This window comes from Pseudomonas sp. IT-P260 (genome assembly GCF_949768395.1).
In the GTDB taxonomy this organism is placed as follows: Bacteria; Pseudomonadota; Gammaproteobacteria; order Pseudomonadales; family Pseudomonadaceae; genus Aquipseudomonas; species Aquipseudomonas parakoreensis.
The window spans coordinates 115,605-135,704 of sequence record NZ_CATKPO010000007.1 but is presented as its reverse complement, the minus strand read 5'-3'; the positions used below and the strand labels follow the sequence as shown (position 1 = coordinate 135,704).

General features: G+C 59.7%; 21 protein-coding genes. 6 read left to right on the top strand and 15 right to left on the bottom strand.

The window, feature by feature from the left end; all coding sequences use genetic code 11:
* Window positions 1-13: 13 nt before the first annotated feature.
* From msrQ to ACM6HV_RS05740, 6 genes are all read right to left on the bottom strand, one after another.
* Entirely contained in the window at window positions 14-625 is a 612-nt protein-coding gene (msrQ, locus tag ACM6HV_RS05765; RefSeq protein WP_414903737.1) for a protein-methionine-sulfoxide reductase heme-binding subunit MsrQ, read from the bottom strand.
* The gene (gene msrP, locus ACM6HV_RS05760; RefSeq protein WP_414903736.1) at window positions 625-1,638 is read right to left on the bottom strand and encodes a protein-methionine-sulfoxide reductase catalytic subunit MsrP; all 1,014 of its coding nucleotides are present in this window, start codon (window positions 1,636-1,638) and stop codon (window positions 625-627) included. Before msrP ends, msrQ begins: the two co-directional genes overlap by 1 nt.
* A gap of 63 nt (window positions 1,639-1,701) precedes the next feature.
* Window positions 1,702-2,559, bottom strand: coding sequence for a CDP-diacylglycerol--serine O-phosphatidyltransferase (gene pssA, locus ACM6HV_RS05755; RefSeq protein ID WP_027614080.1), 858 nt, complete (start codon window positions 2,557-2,559; stop codon window positions 1,702-1,704).
* A gap of 147 nt (window positions 2,560-2,706) precedes the next feature.
* Window positions 2,707-3,723, bottom strand: coding sequence for a ketol-acid reductoisomerase (gene ilvC, locus ACM6HV_RS05750; RefSeq protein ID WP_007959661.1), 1,017 nt, complete (start codon window positions 3,721-3,723; stop codon window positions 2,707-2,709).
* A 48-nt stretch (window positions 3,724-3,771) separates the two neighbouring features.
* Window positions 3,772-4,263 carry an acetolactate synthase small subunit gene (gene ilvN / locus ACM6HV_RS05745; protein ID WP_003205610.1) on the bottom strand — a complete coding sequence of 164 codons (492 nt, stop codon included), beginning with the start codon at window positions 4,261-4,263 and terminating at the stop codon, window positions 3,772-3,774.
* Window positions 4,264-4,265: 2 nt separating this feature from the next.
* On the bottom strand, window positions 4,266-5,990 hold the full coding sequence (locus tag ACM6HV_RS05740; RefSeq protein WP_041065497.1) for an acetolactate synthase 3 large subunit: 1,725 nt from the start codon (window positions 5,988-5,990) through the stop codon (window positions 4,266-4,268).
* Window positions 5,991-6,388: 398 nt separating this feature from the next.
* Here ACM6HV_RS05740 and ACM6HV_RS05735 point away from each other — a divergent pair, with 398 nt between their 5' ends.
* Window positions 6,389-6,805 carry a DUF4124 domain-containing protein gene (locus ACM6HV_RS05735; protein WP_145598252.1) on the top strand — a complete coding sequence of 139 codons (417 nt, stop codon included), beginning with the start codon at window positions 6,389-6,391 and terminating at the stop codon, window positions 6,803-6,805.
* A 94-nt stretch (window positions 6,806-6,899) separates the two neighbouring features.
* Here the strand turns inward: ACM6HV_RS05735 and ACM6HV_RS05730 are convergent, their stop codons facing one another.
* Genes ACM6HV_RS05730 through mrcB form a run of 3 tightly spaced genes read right to left on the bottom strand, consistent with a single transcriptional unit; the run spans window position 6,900 to window position 10,331 of the window.
* Window positions 6,900-7,235, bottom strand: a complete 336-nt coding sequence (locus tag ACM6HV_RS05730) for a YqcC family protein (protein ID WP_145598253.1) — start codon at window positions 7,233-7,235, stop codon at window positions 6,900-6,902.
* The gene (locus ACM6HV_RS05725; protein ID WP_145598254.1) at window positions 7,235-7,990 is read right to left on the bottom strand and encodes a hypothetical protein; all 756 of its coding nucleotides are present in this window, start codon (window positions 7,988-7,990) and stop codon (window positions 7,235-7,237) included. Before ACM6HV_RS05725 ends, ACM6HV_RS05730 begins: the two co-directional genes overlap by 1 nt.
* A 16-nt stretch (window positions 7,991-8,006) precedes the next feature.
* On the bottom strand, window positions 8,007-10,331 hold the full coding sequence (mrcB, locus tag ACM6HV_RS05720; RefSeq protein WP_047296576.1) for a penicillin-binding protein 1B: 2,325 nt from the start codon (window positions 10,329-10,331) through the stop codon (window positions 8,007-8,009).
* 116 nt (window positions 10,332-10,447) lie between these two features.
* On the opposite strand from mrcB, the gene ACM6HV_RS05715 reads away from it, so the two are divergent.
* From ACM6HV_RS05715 to ACM6HV_RS05700, 4 genes are all read left to right on the top strand, one after another.
* A complete protein-coding gene (locus tag ACM6HV_RS05715; RefSeq protein ID WP_414903734.1) occupies window positions 10,448-12,004 on the top strand; it encodes an AAA family ATPase in 1,557 nt (518 codons plus the stop codon).
* A 91-nt stretch (window positions 12,005-12,095) separates the two neighbouring features.
* Window positions 12,096-12,440, top strand: a complete 345-nt coding sequence (locus tag ACM6HV_RS05710; RefSeq protein ID WP_041065444.1) for a pentapeptide repeat-containing protein — start codon at window positions 12,096-12,098, stop codon at window positions 12,438-12,440.
* 277 nt (window positions 12,441-12,717) lie between these two features.
* Window positions 12,718-12,990 (top strand): TfoX/Sxy family protein, encoded by a 273-nt coding sequence (locus ACM6HV_RS05705; protein WP_003228231.1) that lies wholly within the window; start codon window positions 12,718-12,720, stop codon window positions 12,988-12,990.
* Window positions 12,991-13,006: 16 nt separating this feature from the next.
* Complete coding sequence (locus ACM6HV_RS05700; protein ID WP_414903733.1) at window positions 13,007-13,807, top strand: Crp/Fnr family transcriptional regulator; 801 nt, start codon at window positions 13,007-13,009, stop codon at window positions 13,805-13,807.
* 226 nt (window positions 13,808-14,033) lie between these two features.
* On the opposite strand, the gene ACM6HV_RS05695 is transcribed toward ACM6HV_RS05700, so the two are convergent.
* From ACM6HV_RS05695 to ACM6HV_RS05680, 4 genes are read right to left on the bottom strand one after another with little or no spacing between them, the layout of a single operon-like run.
* Window positions 14,034-14,885 carry a ChaN family lipoprotein gene (locus tag ACM6HV_RS05695; protein WP_414903732.1) on the bottom strand — a complete coding sequence of 284 codons (852 nt, stop codon included), beginning with the start codon at window positions 14,883-14,885 and terminating at the stop codon, window positions 14,034-14,036.
* Window positions 14,886-14,905: 20 nt separating this feature from the next.
* Window positions 14,906-15,673: a heme ABC transporter ATP-binding protein gene (locus tag ACM6HV_RS05690; protein WP_414903731.1), complete on the bottom strand. Its 768-nt coding sequence runs from the start codon at window positions 15,671-15,673 to the stop codon at window positions 14,906-14,908.
* Window positions 15,673-16,656: an iron ABC transporter permease gene (locus ACM6HV_RS05685; protein ID WP_186448523.1), complete on the bottom strand. Its 984-nt coding sequence runs from the start codon at window positions 16,654-16,656 to the stop codon at window positions 15,673-15,675. The genes ACM6HV_RS05690 and ACM6HV_RS05685 overlap by 1 nt, the downstream gene beginning before the upstream one ends.
* 50 nt (window positions 16,657-16,706) lie before the next feature.
* A complete protein-coding gene (locus tag ACM6HV_RS05680) occupies window positions 16,707-17,579 on the bottom strand; it encodes a heme/hemin ABC transporter substrate-binding protein (RefSeq protein ID WP_414903730.1) in 873 nt (290 codons plus the stop codon).
* 162 nt (window positions 17,580-17,741) lie between these two features.
* Between ACM6HV_RS05680 and ACM6HV_RS05675 the strand changes: the two genes are divergently transcribed.
* On the top strand, window positions 17,742-18,059 hold the full coding sequence (locus ACM6HV_RS05675; protein ID WP_414903729.1) for a Rieske (2Fe-2S) protein: 318 nt from the start codon (window positions 17,742-17,744) through the stop codon (window positions 18,057-18,059).
* On the opposite strand, the gene sfsA is transcribed toward ACM6HV_RS05675, so the two are convergent.
* Together sfsA and ACM6HV_RS05665 are read right to left on the bottom strand one after the other, a co-directional pair.
* Complete coding sequence (sfsA, locus tag ACM6HV_RS05670) at window positions 18,056-18,769, bottom strand: DNA/RNA nuclease SfsA (RefSeq protein WP_145598262.1); 714 nt, start codon at window positions 18,767-18,769, stop codon at window positions 18,056-18,058. The two genes, ACM6HV_RS05675 and sfsA, sit on opposite strands and share 4 nt — an antisense overlap.
* The gene (locus ACM6HV_RS05665; protein WP_414903728.1) at window positions 18,769-19,941 is read right to left on the bottom strand and encodes a pyridoxal phosphate-dependent aminotransferase; all 1,173 of its coding nucleotides are present in this window, start codon (window positions 19,939-19,941) and stop codon (window positions 18,769-18,771) included. Before ACM6HV_RS05665 ends, sfsA begins: the two co-directional genes overlap by 1 nt.
* Window positions 19,942-20,100: the final 159 nt, after the last annotated feature.

The window sequence follows — 20,100 nt, the reverse complement described above, 5'->3', positions numbered from 1 at the left end:
GTTAATTTCAGTTTTATTGCAAAACCTGCTTTTTAGTCAGCAAGCGCGGGATTCGACGCGCAACGGCAGGCACCCGCAGCAGCAAAAGCGCTGCACCTACAATGGCATAGATCGCCCACTCCTTGAGATCAGCACGCACGATCCACAACATATGAAGCAATCCCAGCCCCAGAATCACGTAGACCAACCGATGCAGTTTCTTCCAGCGCACACCCAGGCGGCGCTGACTGTAGCGATTGGACGTAACCGCCAACGCCAACAAACCAAGAAAACCCAGCGTACCCACAATGATGTACGGCCGCTTACACAACTCCACGCCCAACTGCGACCAGTCGAAGCCGAGGATAAACGCCATATAGCTGAACAAATGCAGCACCACATAGGCAAAACACCAAAGTCCCAACTGACGGCGCACAGCAATCCAGCCCGCCCACCCCGTCAATTTCTGCAACGGCGTCATGCTCAATGTGATCAGCAGCAATACCAGCGTCCCCAGCCCCAGTCGATCAACCAGCACCTTGCCGGGATCCGGACCGAGCAAATCGGCGAACGCCTGATAAAACCAGAGCAGTGGCCAGATCGCCGCCGCAATGAAAACGCCTACACGCCAAAACGGATATCGCATCAGTAGTTCTTCCGCAGATCGAGCCCTGTATATAAAGAAGCGACTTCATCCGAGTAGCCGTTGAACATCTGGGTATCACGTACATTCGGCTTGAACAAACTGTTCGGCAGACGCCGTTCTCTTGCCTGAGTCCAGCGCGGATGATCGACCGTCGGATTCACGTTGGCATAAAAACCATATTCATCTGCCGCAATGCTCTGCCAGGTAGTCTTGGGCTGCTCGCTGACGAGACTGATCCGCACAATGGACTTCACACTCTTGAAGCCATACTTCCACGGCACCACCAGACGCAGCGGCGCACCATTCTGATTGGGCAATTCGCGGCCATACATGCCAACCGCCAGAATCGCCAAGGGATTCATCGCCTCATCCAGACGCAAGCCCTCTACATACGGCCAGTCGATCAACGCGAAACCCGAGCGCTGCCCAGGCATGCTCTTGGGATCCTGCAAGGTTTCAAAGCGAATGTACTTGGCGTTAGAGGTCGGTTCGACCTGCTTGAGCAGTGCGGAAATCGGAAAACCAATCCAGGGGATGACCATCGACCACGCTTCAACACAGCGAAGACGATAGATACGCTCCTCCAACTGGTACGGTTTCATGAAGTCTTCGAGCGCGTAACGCCCGGGCTTACCTACCTCCCCGTCCACGACAATGCTCCACGGCTCGATTTTCAGCGAGCCGGCATTGGCTGCGGGATCGCCCTTGTCGGTGCCGAACTCATAGAAGTTGTTGTAATGGGTCGCGTCTTTATAAGGCGTGATCGCCTCATCCTTGACGTTGACTGCCCCCCACTTGGTAGAAGGGAGCTTCTCGGCAAACCAGGCAGGCGCCTTGCCTGGCTCGACATCAGCATAGCGCGCCGCGTCCTCGGCACCGGCCCAACGCGGCAGGCTGCTCACCGCGATACCGGCCGCGGTAGCTCCGAGCAGTTGGCGACGGGAGAGATAAATGGACTCAGGCGTGACATCCGACTCATGGCAGTCGGACGCTTTGGGGATTTTGATCAGCATGGCAACTCCGCAGTTTTGGAGGACAGATGCACCCATAGACTGCGGAGTATGCGGGAAATTACATCATTCGGCGTTTTTGTGACGACGAAGACGCAACAGGTATTGCACAGGGCCGGAAGCGGCGTAACCGAGGAACACCAGCAGCAGAATTCGCGGTGGATCACTGAACACCACGGCGAACACCAGCACCACGGCGAGGATCGCCACGAACGGCACGCGCCCCTTCAGATCCAGCTCCTTGAAGCTGTTGTACTTGATGTTGCTGACCATCAGCATGCCAGCAGCCGCCACCATCAAAGCGACCAGGAACGACATCTTAGAACCCTGAATACCGTAATCGCTGAACGCCCAGACAATCCCCGCCACCACGCCGGCCGCTGCCGGACTGGCCAGACCGATGAAGTAGCGCTTGTCCGCCGTACCGACCTGGGTATTGAAACGCGCCAGACGCAATGCTGCACCGGCTACATAGATGAAGGCAACCATCCAGCCGACCTTGCCCATGTCGCCCAATGCCCAGCCAAAGGCCAGCAGCGCCGGTGCCACACCGAAAGCGACCATGTCGGACAGCGAGTCATACTCGGCACCGAAGGCACTTTGCGTATTGGTCATCCGCGCTACGCGGCCATCAAGACCATCGAGCACCATGGCCACGAAAATCGCGATCGCGGCAAAGGCAAAATACTTGCTCGCATTCGCAGAATCCCCGGCGCTCAAGGCAGCCTGGGCACTCATCGAGTTGATGATGGAATAAAACCCTGCAAACAGGTTCGCAGTGGTGAACAGGTTCGGCAGCAGATAGATACCACGATGCCGGACTTTACGACCTTCTGCGTCGTGCCCTTCCTCGACATGTTCATCGATGGGCAGCAGGCTTTCGGCGTCAGAAGCCTGGTTCGGCTCTTCGGGACGTTCGCTCATGGACATTACCTTGCAACGGTTTGGAAAGTTTCGACAGGTGCCTGTGACGACGGTTCGGCCACAAACGATGCAGCTTTATACCAGAACCATCGGTTTCAAACGAAAAAACGCGGCCGAGGCCGCGTTTTTCGTACAAGGGACGACGCCTTAGTTTTTGGCTTTGTCGACGATCTTGTTGGCACCGATCCACGGCATCATGGAGCGCAGTTGCTCGCCGATGATTTCGATACCGTGAGCGGCGTTGTTACGACGCTTGGCGGTCATCGAAGGGTAGCCGGTTGCGCCTTCGCTGATGAACATTTTGGCGTATTCGCCGTCCTGAATACGTTTCAGGGCATTGCGCATGGCCTGACGGGATTCGGCGTTGATCACTTCCGGACCGGTCACGTACTCGCCGTATTCAGCGTTGTTGGAGATCGAGTAGTTCATGTTGGCGATACCGCCTTCGTACATGAGGTCAACGATCAGCTTCAGTTCGTGCAGGCACTCGAAGTAGGCCATTTCCGGCGCGTAGCCAGCTTCAACCAGCGTTTCGAAACCGGCCTTCACCAGCTCAACGGTACCGCCACACAGTACAGCTTGTTCGCCGAACAGATCGGTTTCGGTCTCGTCCTTGAAGGTGGTTTCGATGATGCCGGTACGACCGCCACCCACGCCAGCTGCGTAGGACAGTGCAACGTTTTTGGCGTTGCCCGAAGCGTCCTGGTAGATCGCGATCAGGTCAGGGATACCGCCGCCCTTCACGAACTCGGAACGTACGGTGTGGCCCGGCGCTTTCGGCGCGATCATGATCACGTCAAGGTCGGCACGTGGAACAACCTGGTTGTAGTGGATCGCGAAGCCGTGGGAGAAGGCCAGGGTGGCGCCTTTCTTGATGTTCGGCTCGATTTCGTTCTTGTACAGCTGAGACTGGAATTCGTCCGGGGTCAGGATCATGACCAGGTCGGCGCCGGCAACAGCAGCAGCCACGTCGGTCACTTTCAGGCCATGGGCTTCGGCTTTGGCAACAGTGGCCGAACCTTTACGCAGACCGACGGTAACGTCGACACCGGAGTCTTTCAGGTTGCATGCCTGGGCGTGGCCCTGGGAACCGTAACCGATGATGGCAACTTTCTTGCCCTGGATGATCGACAGGTCGCAGTCTTTATCGTAGAAAACTTTCATGAATTTCCCCTATATATCCAGGCCGTTCAGGCCATTCGCTAATTTGGTTTAGATGCTGAGTACTTTGTCGCCGCGGGCAATGCCGGTCACGCCGCTACGGACGGTTTCCAGAATCGATGCGGTGCCGATGGACTGAATGAAGCTGTCGAGCTTGTCGCTGGTACCGGTCAATTGAACGGTATACACGCTGGCACTGACGTCGACGATCTGTCCACGGTAAATATCGGTGGTGCGTTTGATCTCGGCGCGCTGGGCGCCAGTGGCCTTGACCTTGACCAGCATCAGCTCGCGCTCGATGTGAGCGCTTTCCGACAGGTCCACCAGCTTGACCACTTCGATCAGCTTGTTCAGGTTTTTGGTGATCTGCTCGATGATTTCATCGTGGCCGACAGTGGTCAGCGTCAGACGCGACAGGGTCGGGTCTTCGGTTGGCGCCACCGTCAGGCTTTCAATGTTGTAGTTGCGCTGCGAGAACAGGCCGACTACGCGAGACAAAGCGCCGGGTTCGTTTTCCAGAAGCAGGGAAATAATGTGCCGCATGATTAAGTACGCTCCGTCTTGCTCAGCCACATATCGCGCATGGAGCCGTCTTTGATCTGCATCGGATAGACGTGCTCGCTGGTATCGACCGAAATATCGATCACCACCAGACGATCTTTCATGGCGAACGCCTCTTCCATCTTCGACTTCAAATCCTTCGAATCGGTGATGCGCACGCCGACGTGACCGTAGGCTTCAGCCAGTTTGACGAAGTCAGGCAGCGACTCCATATAAGAGTGCGAGTGGCGGCTGCCATAGCTCATGTCCTGCCACTGACGAACCATCCCCAGAACACCGTTGTTCAGGATGACGATTTTCACCGGCAAGCCGTATTGAAGGCAGGTCGACAGTTCCTGGATGTTCATCTGGATGCTGCCTTCGCCGGTGACGCAGGCAACGTCGTCATCCGGGAAGCTCAACTTGATGCCCATGGCCGCCGGGAAACCGAAGCCCATGGTGCCCAGGCCACCGGAGTTGATCCAGCGGTTAGGCTTGTTGAACTTGTAGTACTGCGCCGCGAACATCTGGTGCTGGCCCACGTCGGACGTGATGAAGGCATCGCCCTTGGTCACTTCACACAGGGTCTCGATCACGGTCTGCGGCTTGATCAGGCTGCCGTCGCCCTTTTCATAAGGGAACAGGCCGCGATCACCGCGCCACTCATCGACTTGCTTCCACCAACTGGCCACGGACTCCTTGTTCGGGGTCTCGCCGATTTCCTTGAGGATCGCGACCATTTCGGTCAGGACACTCTCCACCGGACCAACGATTGGCACGTCGGCCTTGATGGTCTTGGAGATCGAAGCCGGGTCGATATCGATGTGGATGATCTTGGCGTTCGGGCAGAACTTCGCCGCGCCGTTGATCACACGGTCATCGAAACGTGCGCCGACAGCCAGGATCACGTCGGCATGGTGCATCGCCAGGTTGGCGGTGTAGCTGCCGTGCATGCCGAGCATGCCGATGAACTGACGATCAGTACCCGGGAAACCACCCAGGCCCATCAAGGTGTTGGTCACTGGCAGGTTGAGCATCTTCGCCAGTTCGGTCAGCGGTGCGGAACCGTTGCCCAGAATCACGCCGCCACCGGAATAGAGCACAGGACGCTTGGCCGCCAGGAGCATTTCTGCCGCCTTGCGGATTTGCCCGGAGTGGCCGCGAACGGCCGGGCTGTAGGAACGCAGCTTGGCTTTTTTCGGGAAAACGTATTCGAACTTCTCGGCCGGGTTGGTCATGTCTTTCGGGATATCGACCACGACCGGACCCGGACGACCGGATTGCGCCAGGTAGAACGCCTTCTTCATGACTTCCGGGATTTCCGAGGCGTGCTTGATCATGAAGCTGTGCTTCACGATCGGCCGGGAGATACCGATCATGTCGGTTTCCTGGAACGCGTCGGTGCCGACCATGGTGCTTGGCACCTGACCGGAAATGATCACCATTGGAATCGAATCCATATAGGCAGTGGCAATACCGGTGATGGCGTTTGTGGCGCCTGGACCGGAAGTCACCAATACCACGCCGGCTTTACCGGTGGCACGGGCGTAGCCGTCAGCCATATGGGTCGCCGCTTGTTCGTGACGAACCAGGATGTGGGTCACTTCCGGTTCTTTGAACAGGGCATCGTAAACATGCAGGAGAGCACCACCCGGGTACCCGTAGATATATTTGACGCCTTCGTCACGCAAGAAGCGGACGAGCATCTCACCGCCAGATAAAAGCTCCACGTTGTTCACCTCTAAAACGCCAGAATACCGTCCACAAAAAGGGGCGGGTCTTAATAGGTTTACTTCTCGGCAGAGCATGAGCGACGGTGGTCGCCGACTACGTCAGCACTGACTGAGCAAGTATTGGGATCGTCCCAAGTGTTGCGGGCCTTTCCCACCCAGCGCGAGGTAACGCGTTGCGGGTGTAACAGGTCGACGCGGATATGCGCCTCATGATCTGCCGAGTGGGTCTGCTTCTGGCAGTCCCTCTACAGCGGACTTTGGATTCTTCTGTTTCGCCCTCTCCAAGTCAAGCCGTCAATGTGCTTAATTGTGGGTAAGCACATGAGAACGCAAGAAAAAACCTGAAAACAGCTACTCTGTTAGCGTCAATTGCGCAATTTTGCCAAGGAATCAGCATGCGAACGCTTCTGTTAACTCTGCTGATCGGCCTCAGCCCCTGGTGCTCGGCCGCTCAGATCTACAAATGGGTCGACGCCCAAGGCGTCACGCACTTCGATGCGCAGCCGCCGCAAGGGCAACCGGCCAGCACCGTGCAGACGCCCTCCTCGCCCCCGCCGAAACCTGCAGCAATGCCTGGCAGCGGCGCGCTGGGCGATCAGAAAGCCATTGATGACAAGGTGAAGAAACAGGTGGCGGAGCAACAGACACAGCTCAAGGCCTTTTGCGAGCAGGCACGGACGAACCTGGCGCAATTGCAGAACAATCCGCGATTGAGGGAGGAAGTGGAGGGGCAGCTACGGCGGCTTGATGATGCGCAGCGCCAGGAGCGCATTATCGAAGCACAGAAACAGATTGCGCAGAACTGCGAATAGGCACCTGTAGGAACTGGCGAAAGCTTCGATCTTTTGATTCTGTTTTTAAAAGCAAGATCAAAAGATCTCAGCCTGCGGCAGCTCCTACAGTGGCTTAGCGCGAAGCGGTGATCAGCAGATCGAATTCTTTGAGCAGCACCTGCAACTGGCGATCCTTGCCCTGCAGATTGCGCTGGGCAAAGACCATCTCCGCCATTTCCTGAATGCCTGAAGCGTTGGGCAACGCCAGGTCCTGCTCGAGGATCATCTTCATTCGTGGCAGGAAGATCCATTGCAGCCATTGTTCGAAATCCAGCGTATCGACCGAAAACGGCTCGACACTACTAAGGGCTTCGGCCGATGGCTGCACTTCATCCCACCAGCCTTGCGCGCGCAGCTCACGCTCGATCAGCAGCAACTGGTCGGCGATTTTCGGGAAACGGGCGTCCATCAGAGCGAAACCTTGGCCTTTTGACGAGCCAGTGCAGCGCCAGCAGAGTCGCCCTGCTTCTCACGGGACTGCGCGATGATTTCCCACAGGTTGGCTTGCAGATCCGGACGGCCGTTGGCCATGGTCAGCGCGCGACGGGCGAACTGTTCCGCCTGCGGCGCATCACCTTGGGCCATGCGCACCTGCGCCAGACGGTAGAGCACTTGCGGCTCACGCGGAGCTACACGCTGAGCGCGCTCCAGACTGGAGGATGCACCGTTAAGGTCGCCGCCGGCCTGTTGCTGCTGGGCGGTGGTCAGCAAGGCGAGTACCGGACCATCCAGTTGCTCGTCTGCCGACAGACCACCGCCACTGGCGGCCGAAGGGATCCCGCTTGGCGTCGACGGCATGCTGTAGCTGCCGGAATTGATCGGCGCCGACTCGACCGGCGACGGGTTGTACGGCCCAGCGGTGATACCGCCGGAAGCCGGGCCCGGGACGATCGGCGAAGTACTGATCGGTGCCGATGTCGCAGCACCGCCACCCGGCACCATCACCACCACGCCGGTATCGCCTTGCGGAATGGCCTGGGATTGCGCCTGACCCTGCACTGGACGTTTGACTGTCGTCTTGCGGAAACCGCCATTGGCCGACAGCCGTTCGCTGTTGGACACGGCCGTGCCGGAGTCCACCACCGGGATCGAACCACGCTGTACGGTAGAGCAGCCGCTGAGCAAAGCCACGGCGGTCACCGCTGGAATCAACCACTTGTTCACTTGAAACCCTCTTTGCTTAATTCATCCAGCCCTTGACCCAATCCATCACCGACTCCGGCGAAGCAGGCGTTTCGCTTGCACACGCGGCACCGGGTGGCGGTTCGCTGCCGCGAATATACGGCATCTGCACGGCTCCCGGACAGTTGGCATCCGAGCCTTGCCCGGTACGCGAATCGACCCAGGCCTGAACGATGTTGTCCGGCTGCGGCATGTCCAGCGGCAGCGGATCGGCCTTGCGCATGAAACTGGTCCAGACCTGCAGCGCACCGGTCGCCCCGGTGAACGGGGTCTTGCCGTTGTCGTCACGACCGAGCCAGACCACCGCCAGCAGATCCTGACTGAAACCGGCGAACCAACTGTCGCGCGAGTCGTTACTGGTACCGGTCTTGCCGGCCAGCGTCAGGGTCTTGGGCAGCACGTTGTAAACCGAGCTGCCGGTACCTTCACGCATCACCCGCTGCATGGCGTTCTGGATCAGGTAGATGGACGCCGGATCGAAACGCTGCTCGATCTGGAACGGATAACGCTTGAGCGGTTCGCCCTCAGCAGTCAGCACACTGCGAATCCCGCGCATCGGCGTATTGAAACCACCGTTGGCGAGGGTCTGATACATGGTCGCCACTTCGATCGGTGTCATGCCGCCAGCCCCGAGCAACATCGACGGGAACGCCGGGAATTCCCGGGTCACGCCCAGACGCGCAATGGTCTTGAGCACATTCGGCACACCGACTTCCAGGCCCAGACGCGAGGTCGACAGGTTGTAGGAATGTGCCAGCCCCTGATAGAGGAAGACCGTGCCGTGGGAACGACGGTCATAGTTCTGCGGCTTCCATACCTGGCCGTCCGCGCCTTTGATCGACAGCGGATCATCCGACAGCCAACTGGTCAGCGTGTAGTGGCTCGGTTTCTCCAGCGCAGTCAGATAGACCGCCGGTTTTACCAGAGAGCCGATTGGCCGCACGGCATCCAGCGCCCGGTTGAAACCGGCGTAACTGGCCTGACGGCTACCAATCATCGCCTGCACTTCGCCGGTTTCCGGATTGGTCACGACCATCGCCGCTTCCACATCATCGGAGCCCTTGCGTCCGGCCAGACGTTTAAAGGTGTCATTCACTGAAGCTTCGGCTTTCATCTGCAGAATCGGGTCGAAACTGGTGAAGATCCGCAGGCCTTCTTCGGTCAAGTCCTCGTCACGATAGTCTTCACGCAACTGGCGTTTGACCAGATCGATAAAGCCCGGGAACGAGCTGTCGGCGAGCTTGCCGCGGGTGGTCACGCCCAAGGGCATTTTCTTCGCCGCTTCGACCTGCTCGGCGGTCGCCACGCCTTGCTGCTCAAGCACATCAAGTACCAGATTACGGCGCTCCAGCGCGCGCTCCGGGTTGCGGCGCGGGTTGTAGTAGGACGGCCCCTTGACCATGCCGACCAGCAGCGCAACCTGATGCAGCTTCAGCTCGGACAAAGGCTGGCCGAAGAAGAACTGGCTGGCCAGACCGAAACCATGCACGGCACGCTGACCGTCCTGCCCGACGAAGACTTCGTTGAGGTAGGCCTCAAGAATTTCCTTCTTGTCGTAGTGCAGCTCCAGCAGCATCGCCATCATCGCTTCAGTGAGCTTACGGCTCAGGCTGCGCTCGTTGGTGAGGTAGAAGTTCTTCACCAACTGCTGGGTCAGCGTACTGCCGCCCTGGGTCATCTTGCCGCCAGAGGTGTTGACCCAGATGGCCCGGGCAATCGATTTCGGCGACACGCCCCAGTGGCTGTAGTAGTCGCGGTCTTCAACGGCGACCAAAGTATCGAGCAAATACGGCGGCACCTGATCGAGCTTGATCAGAATGCGGTCTTCAAGGTTTTTCGGGTAAATGCCGCCGATCATCAGTGGTTCGAGCCGCACCACGGACAATTTTCCGCCATTGAGCCCCGAGAGTTCGGCCACATAGTCGCCGGAGAAGCGCACGCGTACTGGCTGAGGTTTCTCCAGGCCTTCATAGAACTGGAAGCCGCGGGTATTCAGATCGACGGTATTGCCACTGACGGCAGCAGCGCCGGGGCCATTGCTCACGGCTTCGCGGCGATAGCCCAAGGCGTCGAGTTCGGTGAGGAAATCGTCCTTGCTCAGTTTTTGTCCGACGAACAGCTCGAGCGGACGCGCGTACACCTTGGCCGGGATGGTCCAGCGCTTGCCGGAGAATTTCTCCTGCACCACGGCATCGAGGTAAACGGCGAAGCCGGCCAGCACCACAAGGCCGACCAGACTGAGTTTAATGGCCCACCCCAGCCACGGCCGCAGGCCCTTGGCAGGTGGTTTTTTCTTGGTACGGGGGGATCGAGTTCGAGTCATGGCGGCGGATTATACGCACTTTATTCATCCTCAACAGGAGCGCTCCGAGGTTTGCGTCAGGCTGGCGAGCGGCCATAATGGCGACCTCGAATTTACCAGTCTCTGAAGGATCGCCCGTGAGCCAGTCCCTGATCGCTGCCCTGCAAAACCCGGCCCTCTACCCGCACCCCGTCGACGAGTTCCAGGTCATCGAAACCCATATCTCGTGGGTGATCCTCACCGGCCCGTTTGCTTATAAAGTGAAGAAGCCGGTGAATTTCGGCTTTCTCGACTTCACCAGCCTCCAAGCGCGCGAGCACTTCTGCGCTGAAGAACTGCGTTTGAATCAGCGCCTGACCGAAGATTTGTATCTGGACGTGTTGCCGGTGACCGGCAGCGTCGAAGCGCCGCAACTGGGCGGCGACGGCCCGGTGATCGAATATGTGCTGAAAATGCGTCAATTCCCGCAGACCGGCCTGCTCAGCACCCTGCAAGCCAACGGTGAACTGACCACCCAGCACATTGATGAAATGGCCGAGCAGATCGCCAGATTCCACCTCAGCGCGCCAAAAGTCCCGGCCGAACACGACGCTGGTACACCAGAAAGCGTAATGGCCCCGGTGCGCCAGAACTTCGAACAGATCCTGCCATTCCTCAGCGACAAAAACGATCTGCTGCAACTCGAGGCCCTGCAAGCCTGGGCCGAGAGCAGCTTCGACCGTCTCAAGGCACTGTTCAGCCAGCGCAAGGCCGAGGGTTTCACTCGCGAATGCCACGGCGACATTCACTTGGGCAACGCCACTGTGATCAATGGCAAAGTGGTGATCTTCGACTGCATCGAGTTCAACGAACCGTTCCGCTTCACCGACGTCTGGGCCGACACCGGTTTCCTGGCGATGGATCTTGAAGACCGCGGTCTGAAATCCCTGGCCCGCCGCTTCATCAGCCAATACCTGGAATTGACCGGCGACTATCAAGGCCTGGAAGTGCTGAACTTCTACAAAGCCTACCGCGCGCTGGTCCGCGCCAAAGTCGCGCTGTTCAGCATGCCGGCAGACGCCACTCCGGTGCAGCGCGCCACTACCCTGCGCCAGTACCGCAACTACGCCAACCTGGCGGAAAGCTACAGCACCATCCCTTCGCGCTTCATGGCGATCACCCACGGCGTATCGGCCGTCGGCAAGAGCCACGTGGCGATGCGCCTGGTTGAAGCACTGGGCGCGATCCGTCTGCGTTCCGATGTCGAGCGCAAGCGCCTGTTCGGCGAGCAAACCGTGGCCAACGACGTGCAGGCCGGGATTTACAGCACCGACGCCAGCGCTGCCACCTACGCCCGCTTGCATGAGATTGCCGGAGTCATTCTGCACGCCGGTTTCCCGGTCGTCATTGATGCGACCTACCTCAAGCGCGAGCAACGTGACAGCGCGGCGAAAGTCGCCGAGGCGACCGGCACGCCGTTCCTGATTCTCGACTGCAACGCTCCGCAAGCCGTGATCGAAAGCTGGCTGGCGATTCGCCAGGCCGACAAGAAGGATCCTTCCGACGCCACGCTGGCGGTCATCGAGGCCCAACAGGCCAGCCGCGAAGCACTGACGCCAGAAGAAATTCTGCGCAGCAAACGCGTACAGACCAATGAAAGCGGGACCCTCGATACCGTCGTGGCGCAGATCCGCCAGCGTCTGCCAGGCCTGTAAGAAACTATTTCGACCGTGAAGCCCTCGCTGGCTTCACGGTCGTCAAATAGTGGCACTATACTGGCGTCATAAAACCAACAGGTGATGTGACATGAGCCAGCCGAAACTTCTCGACACCCCGCTTTATGCCCTGCTGCACAAAGACGACATCGCAGGCTTCAACAAGGAACGCCCGAACGACGGCCCGATCGACATGGTCGGTGGCGACTTCCGTGGTCTCGATCTGCGTGAACTGAACGCCGACGGCGTGGATTTCCGCGACGCCTACTTCCGCTCCGCCGATTTGCGCGGCATCGATTTCCGTAATTCCGCCCTGGAAGGCGCGAGCCTGGCCCATGCGCAGATTTCCGGTGCGTACTTCCCACCGGAACTGAGCGCCGACGAGATCCTGATGTCGATGAATTTTGGTACCCGCCTGCGCTATCGCACCCGCTGATACTTTTATCTTTCTCTGACCCGACGCCTTTCCCGCGTGGAAGCGGGCTTGCTCGCGAAGGCGTGGTGTCAGTCGATACATCTTGTGGCTGACAAGACGCCCTCGCGAGCAAGCTCGCTCCCACATGTTTCCGCGTTTCTTCCCTCCTTTCTGGGTTCGCAGCCCTTTCTTAGTAGCGTTTGCGTCTAATCCGACCAAACAACCACGCTTTTCCTACTGATGGCTACACTCCTGAGAAGATCGCCCACGCACCATTCGGCCGTCGCAAGGAGGCTTGATGAATGATGAACTGCAACACCTGAAGAATCTTGGCAAGACGTCGGCGCAATGGCTGCATGCCGTGGGCATCCACAGCGCCTCGGACTTGCGTCGCCTGGGGGCGGTGGACGCCTATCGGGCCGTGCGTACCCGCGGGTTTCGCGCATCGAAGGTGTTGTTGTACGCGATCGAAGGGGCGCTGATGGATGTGCACTGGAACGATATCCCGGCCGAACGCAAAGACGCCTTGAACAAGCAGCTCGAAGCCATCTCCTCGCGTCACAAGAACTGAACAGGCGCTGACGGCCATGTATCTGCTCGGGGAACAATCGGCACCAGTCGATACGCTGATCAATCGTTTACAGAGCTTGCCCGCGCGCTGGCTGGAAGGGCTTGCGCCGTGCGGGCCAGCGTTTGAGCCGGAAATCTCTGACGACCTGATGGCGCAGCTCCCACGCGATCAGCTGTTTCTGCTGACAGAAGGCGTAATCCACGGCTACATCGGCGGCCGCGCGCTGTTTTACTGGCAGGAAGGCGATCTGATCGGCCTGCAGCAAGGTGACGCCTGGGCTGATTGCCGACTGCGCAGCGACGGATTATTGCGCTTGTTGCCCTATCGGCGAACCGATCTGTTCCGACATTTGTACGCCGATCCGGAACGGGCTGAGCAATGGCTGGAGTATCTGCTGGGGCAGATGGCGCTGCTGGCACACGCGGTGGCCGAACTGAAGCCACGGGAGTTTCGCAGCACCAATGGCTTTAAACGGGTCGAGAGCGGTGAGGTGTTGATCCAGCAGGGCGATGCTGCCGATCACGTCTTCGTGATCATCGATGGGCATGCCGAAGCGTTTGTTGATGGGCACAAGGTTGGCGACGTGCCCAAGGACGAGATTTTCGGCGCCATGGCCGTGTTCACAGGCGAGCCGCGAAACGCCACGGTCATTGCCCGCGAGCCAAGTACAGTGATGTTGATTCCCGGCGATCAGTTTCTGAGCATGACCCGCAACAATCCGAAGATTGCCCACAGCCTGATCGAGAGCATGGCCCGGCGCATTGGCCAGCTCAACCAGCAAATCACCCAACTGAGTGCGATGAAAGCTGCGCGTTGAGTCCCCTGTTTCCGGGGCATTCCGGCCATTTGCACGACTAAATCACGCGAATGGAAAAACAGTGGTTGACTCGTTAATGAGAATCGCTATGATTATCACAACTGATCGCGAGATCAGTCGATATTCTGAAAAGCCCTTGGTTCGGACTCTCAGATTATCTCCTCATCAGGCTAATCACGGTTATTTGACCCGGTTTTTACCGGGTCTTTTTTTGCCTGTGGAAAAGTCATTGACCGAACTGTTTGCGCATCTGTGCGCAGTAATCCTGCGCAGGCGTGGCCGGGGTGTACCAGACGTAATCGGCCATCGCCGCGCTGACCTCAGCGCCCTGCTCGGCCAACATCAGCACCGTGGGCGCCTGAGCTGCGCCAAGATCAAGCACATGCAGCGGCACGCCAGCATCCTTGCGCGCATGCCAGGCGCCCGCCAACAACACGGCGGGCGTGGGTGCCGCCAGCAAACGTTCGGCCATGCGTCGATCACGTTGTTGCTGAACGCTGAGCATCGCCGGCATCTGCGATTTGGGCAGCAAGCCACAGTGCGAGTCGCTGATCTGCTCAAGCAGCGTGGCTTTTACCGTTGCCGCATTGCTGCGAACACCGGTCAAGGCCGGCGGCTGACGATAGAACGCGCGGATTTCGCTGTCGTCCAGATTGGCTGCCAGCAACGGATAGGATTGTGTGAGGGCGAACCGAACGATCGGTCCATAAAGCTTCCAGTCCCAGCCATCCTGCCAGGCCAATGCCGTGGGAAGATCGGTAGGCGGCGTTGCTGCATGGCGAACCTGATCAACTTTCGGCTGTTGATCAGGCGTAAGCATCTCCAGCAGCAGACTGCCCTGAGGGCGTTGCTCACCCAGCGACTGCAACAGCCATAACTGCGCAGCGTGATGATCGGCGTTGTCATGCTGCTCGCCAATGATCACGTGTTGCGCACCGGCCAGACGCGTCAGCAGTTCCTGCGCCGTCAGCACCTGACCGCTGTGCAGATCGCGTATCTCACCGCTGACCGGTGGCGGCGCAGCAACATGCTGACACCCCGCAAGCCACAACACCGCCAACAACCAGATCCCGCGCATGCCATCACCTCGATGAGAAATCAGCGGGCGATGATCAGCGGATGCCCACGCTCCGGGTGCGGCTGCACCAATACTTCGAGACCGAACACCGCTTTGAGCGAGTCCGGTCGCAAGACTTGCTGCGGCGTACCCAGCGCCACCGGGCGCCCGCCTTCAAGCAGCAACACCCGATCACAATAGCGCGCCGCCAGATTCAGATCATGCAGGATAACCAGCACCGCCGCGCCACGGTCGGCAAATTCGCGTACGGCCTGCAGCGTGGTGTGTTGATGCAAGGGATCGAGCATCGAGGTCGGCTCGTCCAGCAACAGGGTTTGCCCGGCCTGACCCGGCCATAACTGCGCCAATACACGCGCCAGATGCACGCGCTGACGCTCGCCACCCGACAGCGCCAGATAACTGCGCCCGCTCAGGTGCCCGGCATCCGCAGCGTCCAGCGCTGCCGCGACGATCTCGTCGTCGCGCACCCGACCACTTTGATACGGCAGGCGGCCCATGCCGACCACTTCCTCCACACGAAAGGCAAAATCCAGCGTCGAGACCTGCGGCAACACCGCCAGACGCTGGGCGCGTTGCGTACCTGTCCAGTGATTCAGTGCCTTGTCGTCGAGCAACACCTCGCCTTCACTCGCCGTCAGCTCACCGCACAAGGCACCGAGCAAAGTGCTTTTGCCGGCACCGTTCGGTCCGAGCACACCCAGCACCTCACCGGGCTCCAGTTGCAGGGTGACGTCGCTGAGGACGGTCTTGCGCCCGCGACGGATGTGCAGATTGTGCGCACGCAGCATCAGGCACGTCCTCGCAGCAGCAGATACAGGAAGAATGGCGCGCCGATAAACGCCGTGACAATACCGATCGGCAACTCCGCCGGCGCCAGTGCCAGCCGCGCCACCAGATCCGCCAGCAACAGCAGGCTCGCACCCGCCAGTACCGACGCTGGCAACAGCACGCGGTGATCGGGCCCGGCCAATAAACGCACCAGATGCGGCACCACCAGCCCGACGAAACCGATCATCCCCGCCGCCGCTACCGCTGCGCCAACACCCAACGCGGTGCAGAACACCAGTTCACGCTTGAGCCGTTCGACATCGATCCCCAGATGCCCTGCCTCGGACTCACCCAGCAACAACGCATTCAGCGCCTTGGCACGACGCGGCAACCACAGCGCAACACCGGCGCTGATGATCAGCAACGGCCACAAACGCGCGTAACTGGCACCATTGAGGCTGCCCAGGTTCCAGAAAGTCAGCGTGCGCAGGGTCGCGTCATCCGCCAGATAGGTGAACAACCCGACTGCCGAGCTGGCCAGCGCCGTCAGGGCGATCCCAGCCAGCAGCATGGTCGCGACGATAGTCTGGCCGTTGCGCCGTCCGAGCCGATAGACCAGCGCCGTTACCCCCAACCCGCCGAGAAACGCGCACGCCGACAACAGATACGGCCCGAACCACTCTGGCAAACCGCCAAAAAACGCACCGCCGACAATGGCTACAGCCGCACCAAGCGCCGCACCGCTGGAGACCCCGACCAACCCGGGATCGGCCAGCGGATTGCGAAACAAACCCTGCATCGCCACGCCGGACAGCGCCAGTACACCGCCGACGGCCAGGCCGAGCAAGGTACGCGGCAGACGGATCTGCCCGAGAATCAGCTCAGCCTGCTCCAGACCGTCCGGCGCCAGCGGTACACCGAGCATGCGCAGAGCCGCGCGCAACGTATCGAACAGCGGCAGGCTCACCGGCCCCAGCGCCAACGACAACCAGATGGCCAGCAAACACAGGAGCGTCAGCCCGATAAACAGGCTGCGTGGTTTGACCAGTACGGTCATTGGCCGCTCGCAGTCGGGTAGAGGCCGTCAGACAACCCCTTCAACGCCGCCGGCAAACGCGGCCCGAGCCCACCGACCAGCAGCGTCGGATCCAGCTCCAGTACCCGTCCGGTCTTGGCCGCACGGCTTGAATTGAGAATGGGGTTTTCCTTGAACAACGCCGCTTTTGCCGCCTCACCGCTCAACGCGCGATCCGCAAACACCAGCACCTCAGGATCAAGCCCGGCCAGCGACTCAACGGAGAACGGCTTGTAACCGATATGCGTCGCCAGGTTATGTCCGCCGGCCCGTTGCAGCAGCCAGTCGGCGACAGTGTCCTTGCCGGCAATCAACGGTTTGCCGCCGGCATGCCCGATCAGCACCAGCACACCGGGCGCCTTGTGCCTGGTCTGCAACTCGGCGACTCGCGCCTTCTGCGTGGCGAGTTGCTGTTGATAACTTTCCAGCAGCTGCGTCGCCTGCGCTTGCGCGCCGAGCAACTGCCCGAGATGCGTGAGGTTTTTTTCCAGCGTCGGCAGGTCCGGCTGCGCCGAGAACAGTTCGACCTGTACCTTGGCGCTCTTTACCTGAGCGATCACCGGTGGCGGGCCCATTTCTTCGCTGCCGATAAGGATGTCCGGGCGCAGGCTGAGAATGCCCTCTGCCGACAGGCTGCGTTGATAGCCGATACTTGGCAGTTTCTTCAGCGACTCGGGATGCTGGCTGGTGGTGTCGACGCCGACCAGTTTCGACTCGCCGCCCAACGCACTGACCCACTCCGAAAGCGCGCCACCGGCACTGATCCAACGCTGTGGCAAGTCGGCAGCTGTCACCTGAAGGCTGGCGAGCAGTCCGACACACAGCACAGCAACGCGGATAATCAGGCGCATACGCAGCTTTCCTTGAACAGTTTTCCCGGGCAGCGAACCGGCACGCCAAGTATCCTTGGCGGCAGCCGCGCACAGTGGGCGAAGGCGGCCATTTGATAATTGTTTGCATTTAAACGTCAAGCTCGGACATTTCCTGAAACGAGCCGACAGTTGAGGATAGTCATGAAGTTTTTGTGCGCGAGCGCTGATCTCGCCGAGGCCGGCAGCCGTGGGTTCGACATCCACGGCAACAAACTGTTTGCCGTGCGCCGCAATGGACAGGCCTATGTTTATCTCAACCGTTGCCCGCATCGTGGCGTCGGCCTGGAATGGCACCCCGACCAGTTTCTCGACCCGAGCAACAGCCTGATCCAGTGCGCCACCCACGGCGCACTGTTCCTGATCGAGGATGGAGAATGCGTCGCCGGGCCCTGCGCCGGGCAATCCCTGACCGCCATCCCCTGCCGCGAAGACGCCCAAGGGGTGTGGATCGATGTTTAACCGTTGAGCAACACGTCCAGCCGCCGGTCGATCACCATCTCTTCGTGGTTCAAGCGCACGCCGTAAGCCAGCACTTCAACTCCGCATGCCACCGCCTCGCGCAGGGCATCGGCGTAGGCCGCATCGATTTCCTCGGCCGGACGCACTGCGTCAATCCCGCTGAGATTGACGCAATACAGCTGCACCGCCCGAATGCCGTCACGGGCCAGATGCGCCAGTTCACGCAGATGCTTGGCGCCGCGCTGAGTCACCGCATCGGGAAACGCCGCAACATTCGTTCCGTCGAACCCCAGCGTGACACTTTTCACTTCCACGTAGGCCGGGCCGCTCGGGTACTCGAGGCGGAAATCGATGCGGCTCTTTTCCTGGCCGTACGCCACTTCACGTTTAAGCGCCGTAAAGCCGCTCAACTCGTTGATGACTCCCGCCTGCAGCGCCTCTTCCACCAGTGCGTTGGCACGGCCGGTGTTCACGCAAAACAGCCGGCCCTGCGGGGTTTCGCCAATTTCCCAAGTGCCAGGCAGCTTGCGTTTCGGGTCGTTGGAGCGACTGAACCACACCTGTCCGCCCTCAACCTGGCAGTTGAGCATCGAACCGGTGTTCGGGCAGTGAAGGGTCAACAGCTCGCCATTGACCGTTTCAACATCAGCCAGAAAACGTTTATAGCGGCGAATCAGCCGCGCCTCTTCCAGAGCCGGATAAAAAAGCATCAGCCTTGCCAGCTCTTCAAGCCACGAGCGATGCGTTCCACCGCTTCCTGTAAGCGAGGGAGGTTTTGCGTGTAGGCAAAACGCACATGATGGCCCGCTTGATAACGACCGAAATCCATCCCCGGGGTAAAGGCAACGTGCTCGGTTTCGAGGAAATGCCGGCAGAACGCGAAGGCATCACCGCCGAACTGGCTGATATCGGCATACAAGTAGAACGCACCTTCAGGTTCGACGGCGATGTTGAAACCCAACTCGCGCAACGCCGGCAGGAGGAAGTCGCGACGGCGACCAAATTCGGCGCGGCGCTCTTCGAGAATGCTGATGGTGTCCGGCTCGAAACAGGCCAGTGCGGCGTGCTGCGCCATGCTCGGCGCGCTGATATAGAGATTCTGCGCGAGCTTTTCCAGCTCACTGACGGCCGCATCCGGTGCCACCAGCCAGCCGAGACGCCAACCGGTCATGCCGAAATATTTGGAGAAGCTGTTGAGGACAAAGGCGCTGTCATCGACTTCCAGCACGCTGGCGGCATCGGTGCCGTAAGTCAGGCCATGATAAATCTCGTCCACCACCAGATGGCCGTGCCGCGCCTTGATCGCTGTGGATAATCCGGCCAGTTCGTCGCGGGTCAGAATGGTGCCGGTCGGGTTGGCCGGCGACGCCACCAACGCTCCCACGCTGTCGTGATCCCAGTGCCGCGCCACCAGATCCGGGGTCAATTGATACCGCACTTCCGGGCCGACCGGCACCAACTGCGCCGCGCCTTCGACCAGACGCAGGAAGTGTCGGTTGCAGGGATAACCGGGATCAGCCAGCAGCCAGTGTTTACCCGGATCGACCAGCAAGGCGCTGGCCAGCAACAGCGCGCCGGAGCCACCCGGCGTGATCAGGATCCTTCGCGGATCAATGTTCAAGCCGTAACGCGATTGATAAAAACCGGAGATCGCTTCGCGCAACTCAGGAATGCCACGCGCCGCGGTGTAGCGGGTCTTGCCCGCCGTCAGCGCCGCTTGCCCGGCGCGGATGATCGGTTCGGCCGTGGTGAAGTCCGGCTCGCCGATTTCCAGGTGGATCACATCGTGACCTTCGGCCTGCAGTTCATTGGCCCGCGCCAGCAGCGCCATCACATGGAACGGTTCGATCGCGCGACTGCGCGCACTGTAGGGCTGAGCCATGGGTTTTCCTTCGACGGGGAAAAAGAGACGATTCTACCCATCTGCCGGAACGAGCGAGAACCCGTCGCGGTCACAGCCTCAAGAACGCTGGACTGTAACGATATGCGCGTACGCTCCAGGATTGACTAAAATCAGAGATTGATCAGGCCTCCATCACTG

What these genes read in the sequence shown, in the direction of transcription:
- msrQ (WP_414903737.1), bottom strand. Translation starts at nt 625, where the DNA reads ATGCGATATCCGTTTTGGCGTGTAGGCGTTTTCATTGCGGCGGCGATC.
- msrP (WP_414903736.1), bottom strand. Translation starts at nt 1,638, where the DNA reads ATGCTGATCAAAATCCCCAAAGCGTCCGACTGCCATGAGTCGGATGTC.
- pssA (WP_027614080.1), bottom strand. Translation starts at nt 2,559, where the DNA reads ATGAGCGAACGTCCCGAAGAGCCGAACCAGGCTTCTGACGCCGAAAGC.
- ilvC (WP_007959661.1), bottom strand. Translation starts at nt 3,723, where the DNA reads ATGAAAGTTTTCTACGATAAAGACTGCGACCTGTCGATCATCCAGGGC.
- ilvN (WP_003205610.1), bottom strand. Translation starts at nt 4,263, where the DNA reads ATGCGGCACATTATTTCCCTGCTTCTGGAAAACGAACCCGGCGCTTTG.
- ACM6HV_RS05735 (WP_145598252.1), top strand. Translation starts at nt 6,389, where the DNA reads ATGCGAACGCTTCTGTTAACTCTGCTGATCGGCCTCAGCCCCTGGTGC.
- ACM6HV_RS05730 (WP_145598253.1), bottom strand. Translation starts at nt 7,235, where the DNA reads ATGGACGCCCGTTTCCCGAAAATCGCCGACCAGTTGCTGCTGATCGAG.
- mrcB (WP_047296576.1), bottom strand. Translation starts at nt 10,331, where the DNA reads ATGACTCGAACTCGATCCCCCCGTACCAAGAAAAAACCACCTGCCAAG.
- ACM6HV_RS05710 (WP_041065444.1), top strand. Translation starts at nt 12,096, where the DNA reads ATGAGCCAGCCGAAACTTCTCGACACCCCGCTTTATGCCCTGCTGCAC.
- ACM6HV_RS05705 (WP_003228231.1), top strand. Translation starts at nt 12,718, where the DNA reads ATGAATGATGAACTGCAACACCTGAAGAATCTTGGCAAGACGTCGGCG.
- ACM6HV_RS05700 (WP_414903733.1), top strand. Translation starts at nt 13,007, where the DNA reads ATGTATCTGCTCGGGGAACAATCGGCACCAGTCGATACGCTGATCAAT.
- ACM6HV_RS05695 (WP_414903732.1), bottom strand. Translation starts at nt 14,885, where the DNA reads ATGCGCGGGATCTGGTTGTTGGCGGTGTTGTGGCTTGCGGGGTGTCAG.
- ACM6HV_RS05690 (WP_414903731.1), bottom strand. Translation starts at nt 15,673, where the DNA reads ATGCTGCGTGCGCACAATCTGCACATCCGTCGCGGGCGCAAGACCGTC.
- ACM6HV_RS05680 (WP_414903730.1), bottom strand. Translation starts at nt 17,579, where the DNA reads ATGCGCCTGATTATCCGCGTTGCTGTGCTGTGTGTCGGACTGCTCGCC.
- ACM6HV_RS05675 (WP_414903729.1), top strand. Translation starts at nt 17,742, where the DNA reads ATGAAGTTTTTGTGCGCGAGCGCTGATCTCGCCGAGGCCGGCAGCCGT.
- sfsA (WP_145598262.1), bottom strand. Translation starts at nt 18,769, where the DNA reads ATGCTTTTTTATCCGGCTCTGGAAGAGGCGCGGCTGATTCGCCGCTAT.
- ACM6HV_RS05665 (WP_414903728.1), bottom strand. Translation starts at nt 19,941, where the DNA reads ATGGCTCAGCCCTACAGTGCGCGCAGTCGCGCGATCGAACCGTTCCAT.